The sequence below is a fragment of the Blastomonas sp. UPD001 genome (genome assembly GCF_003426715.1).
Taxonomy (GTDB): Bacteria; Pseudomonadota; Alphaproteobacteria; order Sphingomonadales; family Sphingomonadaceae; genus Blastomonas.
The window spans coordinates 2,365,737-2,369,765 of the sequence record NZ_QKVT01000001.1 but is presented as its reverse complement, the minus strand read 5'-3'; the positions used below and the strand labels follow the sequence as shown (position 1 = coordinate 2,369,765).

At 68.5% G+C, this 4,029-nt stretch carries 5 protein-coding genes; 4 read left to right on the top strand and 1 reads right to left on the bottom strand.

Annotated elements, in window-relative coordinates:
• Nucleotides 1–401 (bottom strand): GntR family transcriptional regulator (locus DM995_RS12100; RefSeq protein WP_198669340.1); only part of this gene is annotated, 401 nt, incomplete at its 3' end.
• Nucleotides 402–481: 80 nt separating this feature from the next.
• Between DM995_RS12100 and DM995_RS12095 the strand changes: the two genes are divergently transcribed.
• From DM995_RS12095 to DM995_RS12085, 4 genes are all read left to right on the top strand, one after another.
• A complete protein-coding gene (locus DM995_RS12095; protein ID WP_157973185.1) occupies nt 482–1,708 on the top strand; it encodes an MmgE/PrpD family protein in 1,227 nt (408 codons plus the stop codon).
• Entirely contained in the window at nt 1,705–2,286 is a 582-nt protein-coding gene (locus DM995_RS22345; RefSeq protein WP_232824354.1) for an MmgE/PrpD family protein, read from the top strand. The genes DM995_RS12095 and DM995_RS22345 overlap by 4 nt, the downstream gene beginning before the upstream one ends.
• On the top strand, nt 2,283–2,726 hold the full coding sequence (locus DM995_RS22340) for an MmgE/PrpD family protein (protein ID WP_232824353.1): 444 nt from the start codon (nt 2,283–2,285) through the stop codon (nt 2,724–2,726). The genes DM995_RS22345 and DM995_RS22340 overlap by 4 nt, the downstream gene beginning before the upstream one ends.
• Before the next feature lie 14 nt (nt 2,727–2,740).
• Nucleotides 2,741–4,029 (top strand): phenylacetate--CoA ligase family protein (locus DM995_RS12085; RefSeq protein ID WP_157973291.1); only part of this gene is annotated, 1,289 nt, incomplete at its 3' end.

Below are 4,029 nucleotides of genomic sequence, written 5' to 3'. Positions count from 1 at the left end.
ATGGCCTTGGGCAGCGCCTGAAGCCCCAGGTGATCATAGGCGATGCGCGTATCGCGCGCATATTGCAGAATCTCACCGACGTTGGACAGCGGCTGGTGCAGCGCGCCACCGCGCGCCGCCGCGGGTTGGACGACGGTGCCCGAGCCACGTCGGCGGGCGATCAGCCCCTCGACCTGCAGGCGCCGCAGCGCCTCGCGCACGGTGAAACGGCTGACGCCATATTCGGCGCAGAGCGCGCTCTCGGTGGGGAAGCTCGCATTGCCCGCCAGCTCGCCCGACAGGATGCGCGCGCGCAGCTCGTCGGCAAGCTGCTGATAGCGCGGCTTGTCGGCCGATCTGTCCGCCGATTTCTCGGGTGCCTTGTCGATCAGGGTATCACTGGCCTCTGCGCGGCGGTTCAACGCGTGCTCCTGCTCCATCATCGCTCTGCGGATGCCATCGCATGACCGCCGCGAGCCTCATCCAGCGGCTTAGCGCACATTTGGCCCGTTCGCCAAACGAAAGCGACCGGGCCCGGGCGCGGCTGCATCTGCTCGACTGGCTGGCCTGTGTCGCGGGCGCGCGCCAGGCCCCGGTCGCCGCCGTCGCGCGCATGGCCGAGCCCGACATGCTCACCCGCGCCGCCTTGCTCGGCAATGTGCTCGAGATGGACGATGTCCACCGCGCCGCCCTGCTCCACCCCGGTCCGGTGATCTGGCCTGCTGCGCTGTCTGCAGCGCGGCAGGAGAAATGCGGCATGGATGCGCTGCTCGACGGCGCGGTACGCGGCTATGAGGCGATGATCGCGGTCGGGGCGACCTTCGATGCGCACCATTATGCGCATTTCCACCCGACCTCGACCGCAGGCGGCTTTGGCGGCGCGGCGGCTGCGGCATCGATCTTCGCGTTGGATGAAGCGGCAACGGGCTGGGCGCTGGGCAATGCCGCCTCGGTCACCGGCGGACTGTGGCGGATGCGGCACGAGGACGTGATGACCAAGGCGATGCACGCCGCCCGCGCAGCGCTGGAGGGGCTTTGGCTGGCGCGGCTGGCGCGGCAGGGCTTTACCGGACCAGTCGCAGCGCTGGAAGGCGAACAGGGCCTCTATGCCGCGATGGTGCGCGAGCCGAGGCCGATGGTGCTGGACGAGGCTTGGCTGATCCATGCGGTGAGCTTCAAGCCCTGGGCCGCGTGCCGCCACGCGCACCCCGCGATCGACGGCGCGATCGAACTGCGCGCAGCGGGCAAGCTGAACCTGCCGGTGACGGTCGAGACCTATGCCGATGCGCTCAAGTTCTGCGACCGGCCGCACCCGGTTACCGATCTCGATGCCAAATTCTCGATCCAGCATGCCATTGCGGTGATCGCCGACGGGCGAAATGCGACGCCCGAAGATTTCACGCCCGAGGCCATCACCACGCTGGCGGAGAAGCGCGCGCAGGTGAGTGTGCGCGAGGCGGCCGAGTTCACCTCCGCCTATCCACAGCATTTCGGCGCGCGCGTCATTTCCGCTCCCCTCCCTGGCCAGGGAGGGGAACAGGTTGTTCTGACCGACACGCGCGGCGATCCGGAGCGCCCCGCAGGCCCCGACATGCTGCGCGCCAAGCTCGACAGCCTGGTCCGCTGGGGCGGCCTCAAGCCCGTGGAAGCCGACCGCGCGGCCGAGATCGCGCTCAACGGCACAAGCGTCGGCGCGCTGCTCGCGCTGATCGAGGACTGGCTCGCATGAGAGCGACCGATAACCTTCTGGCGTTCGTGCGCGCCGAGCATCGGCTGCCGGCCGAGATACGCGTCGCGGCGCTGCACCTGCTCGGCGATACGCTCGCGGTGGGCGCGGCGGGTGCGACCGCACCGGGGGCCGATGGCGTGCTGGCCGCTGCGCGCGGCTGGGGCACCGGCGAAGACGCACGGTTGATCGGGTCGGACGAGCGCCTGCCCGCTGCCTCGGCGGCATTCGTCAACGGCTTCCGCATCCACTGCCTCGAATGGGACGCGGTGCACGAGCCCGCCGTGGTGCACGCGATGTCGGTGGTCAGCGCGGCGCTGGGCGCCAGCATCGACCGGATGGGCGGCTGCGATCCGGACGCCGCGCTCACCGCGCTCGCCATCGGGGTCGACATCGCCGCCGGCCTGGGCCTTGCCGCGACCAGCCCCCTCACTTTCTTCCGCCCCGCCACCGCCGGGTGCATCGGCGCGGCGCTGGCGGTCGCGCGGATCGAGGGGGTCGAGCCGCTCGAGGACGTTCTGGGCCTCGCCTATTCGTCGGTCGCGCGCGGCTGGTGGGGCGTCCGCCGGTTGCCGACATGACCCCCGCGTATGCGCGGCTGTGCCTGCCGGTGATGATTGCGCTGATGCTGACCGACGGCCGCATCGATCCGCGCCGCTTCGTGCCCGAAACGCTCGCCGATCCCGCGATCCGCGCGCTGGCGGACCGACTGGTCATCACGGTCGACGGCAATCCCGATCCCAATGCGCTGTTTCCGCAGCGACTTGTCGTCCGCCTGACCGATGGCCGCACCATCGAGCGCGCCATCCCGCACACCCTGGGCAGCCCCGATGCGCCGCTTTCGCATGCAGGCACCGCCGCCAAGCGCGCGCTGGCCCGCGAACTGGCGGGGGATGGGCCCGACGCGCGGGTGTTCGACGATCCGCTCCGGTATTTTGCCAACCCACATCCGTTTGTCCCGAGCGAAGTCGAGGGACGCGAGCCGAGGTCCCTCGACTTCGCTCGGGACAAACGGGGATAAGCCACGGAAACCGCATGACCTTCCCCAGCTATTTCGAAGCCTTTGACGCGAAACAGATGCTCGCCGACTACCCCGTCGGCGATGCGTTCACACAGCGCTATACCGGCATGAGCCGCGACGAGCTGTTCGCGATTCAGGACCGCCAGTTCCGCCGCCTGATGCAGCGCGGCTGGCAGATCCCCTTCTACCAGCGGCTCTGGGGCAATGCGGGGATCGAGCCGGGCGACATCCAGGGTCTGGCCGACATCACCAAGCTGCCGGTGTACGACAAGTCCGACCTGATGGCCTCGATCGCCGATCATCCGCCGCTGGGCGATTTTGCCGGGATCGACATGGCCGACCCGACGCGTGCGCCCTCGATCTTCCACACCACATCGGGCACCACCGGCAGGCCGCAGGCGCTGCTCTTTGGCCCCAAGGGGCGCGAGATCACCAACCTGCTGGTCGGGCGGATGTACCGCTGGCAGGGGCTGCAGCCGAGCGACGTCATCCAGTCGGTCTATGGCCATGGCATGATCAATGGCGGCCATTATATCCGCGAGGCGATCACCCATTTCACCAACTCGCTGTTCCTCTCTGCCGGGACCGGCATTGAGACTCGCTCGCTCAATCAGGTCAATCTGATGGCCGATTTCGGCGTCACCGTGCTGGTCGGCTTCGTCGACTATATCCGCAAGCTCGCCGACACGGCGGTGGCCGAAAGGCTGCTCGACCGGATCAATATCCGCATGATCGTCGGCCATCTGGGTACCGAAGACCGCGCCTCGGTCGAGGCCGCCTGGGGCGGCGCCAAGGCGTTCGACTGGTATGGCGTGGGCGATACCGGGTCGATCGCGGGCGAAGGACCCGAGCGCGACGGCCTCTATGTCTGGGAGGACGCGCAATATCTGGAACTGCTCGATATCGATAACGGCCAGCCGGTCGCACCAGGCCAAACCGGGGACATGGTGGTCACCTGCCTGTTCAAGGACGATGTCGCGCCGTGCATCCGCTTCAACACGCACGACATCACGCATGAGCTGACCGGTACCAACGCCACCGGCATGGCGTTCAAGCGGATCGCGGGCTTCAAGGGGCGCAGCGACAACATGGTCAAGCTGCGCGGGATCAACGTCTTCCCGCACGCGATCGGCGCGCTGATCGAGAACCGCGCCGATCTGACCGGCGAGTTCATCTGCCGCCTGGTGCGCGATCCCCAGAGCCAGCGCGACGACATGACCGTGACGCTGGAGAGCCGCGGCGGCTCCGACACGGGAGAGCTCGCCGAACTGCTGCGCCGGGGTCTGGGCGTCGAGGTTCAGGT